The 1,172-nt window shown below is 50.8% G+C and carries 1 protein-coding gene; it reads right to left on the bottom strand.

Features of this window, described 5'->3' with window-relative positions:
* Window positions 1–1,000 (bottom strand): magnetosome biogenesis CDF transporter MamM (gene mamM / locus HWQ67_RS19210; RefSeq protein WP_218254304.1); only part of this gene is annotated, 1,000 nt, incomplete at its 3' end.
* Between the last annotated feature and the right edge of the window lie 172 nt (window positions 1,001–1,172).

The raw sequence follows: 1,172 nt of genomic DNA on the forward strand, positions 1-1,172 counted from the left end.
AATGGTTCCCTCCATCGACAGTCAGGGGGCCGCCTTCCTGCTCTCTGGCCTTTTGCTCCTGCTCCAACTGCTGCCGCAGTTGCACAATCTCCTTTTGAATAAAATCAAACTCCGCCACCGAACCGCTTGCCGATTTGAAATGGACACTGACATCACCAAGATGAGGCAGCATTTGTATCAAACGATCTTCCACCCAAAGGCTGATCTCTTTACCCTGCTCGACGGTCAACTCTGGATCCACACCCACCACCATGGAGATCCAGATCTCTTGGCCTACTCTGCGGGTACGAACCTCTTCAACGCTCTTCACTCCAGAGACCGAAGCAGACAATTCACGAACCTTTTGGATCAACTCTTGCGGCGCCGAGGCATCCATCAACCCTTTGATAGCGTCCCAGGTGATTTTGGTTCCCAGATGGAACAGATCCAGGCACTCCCCCACAGCCACGACTGCATCCAACCAGGGAAGATTCAGGTAGTGCGAACCGATGATGCCCAGAGCCACAGCAAGTGAGGAATAGGCATCCGATTTCTGATGGTGAGACAGTACCGACACCATGGGACTGTTGATCTGGTGCGCCACACAGCGGGTGTAATACCAGAGAAACAGATTGGCAGCGACTACAAAAAGGGCTGCCCAGAGAGCAATCATGTGCGGAGACTGGTGCGGCGCGCCAGTCAACAGCTTGTCGGTCTCAAAATAGACAAAAACGCCGGTGATGGCCATCATCGACAAACCGACACACAACGAAAAAAGAAACTCTGCCTTGCCGTGACCAAACTGGTGCTCTTCATCCAAGGGTTGCTTTGAAAATTTCAAACCGAGAATGATCAAAAACGATGTCAAAACATCTTTCGCTGAATAGAGGGCATCAACCAGCAACGCCTGGGAACCGGCGATTATCCCGACAAACACCTTCAAGACTGAGATGGCCAGATTGACAACCAGCCCGATCCATCCCACATAATGATAACAACCAACGCATTGTGGGTAGCTCATGAACGGGATTCCCTTTTCTCACGTGCAATTATCCTGGCTCTCTCAATCACAGTATATCTCTGGTACCCTCTTTGCGCCGGTTGCGCAAAGTACGCCTTGCCAAATGGCTGACATTGGCCACTACAAACCCACATATAAAAGCTCCTGATATAATCAATATCAGCGGCATTTC

It is taken from the genome of Candidatus Magnetobacterium casense (assembly GCF_019173545.1).
Classification (GTDB): Bacteria; Nitrospirota; Thermodesulfovibrionia; order Thermodesulfovibrionales; family Magnetobacteriaceae; genus Magnetobacterium; species Magnetobacterium cryptolimnobacter.